The organism is Sedimentibacter sp. B4 (assembly GCF_000309315.1).
Classification (GTDB): Bacteria; Bacillota; Clostridia; order Tissierellales; family Sedimentibacteraceae; genus Sedimentibacter; species Sedimentibacter saalensis.
Genome location: NZ_CANG01000476.1, coordinates 1 through 220 on the forward strand (window position 1 = coordinate 1; position 220 = coordinate 220).

1 pseudogene is annotated in these 220 nt (G+C 67.3%); it reads left to right on the forward strand.

Annotated features, from left to right (window positions below):
• Positions 1–210: pseudogene (locus tag BN358_RS27675) on the forward strand (transcriptional regulator); the annotation flags it as partial.
• Between the last annotated feature and the right edge of the window lie 10 nt (positions 211–220).

Below are 220 nucleotides of genomic sequence, written 5' to 3' on the forward strand. Positions count from 1 at the left end.
CCGCAACTCGCCGGTGATGAGATCCGGCTGAGGTCGTGCCCCTTCCGAGATGCCGCGCGCGAGCATGCGGTCGTCTGTCAGGTGCACCTCGGCTTGACACAGGGGCTGGCCGAGCAGGAGGGCTCGAAACACCCGCTCCGGGTTGGGCTGCGACCATTCGTCGAACCCGAGCTGTGCCTCCTGACGCTGGCACGCGACAACGGCGCCTGATCGGACTTAC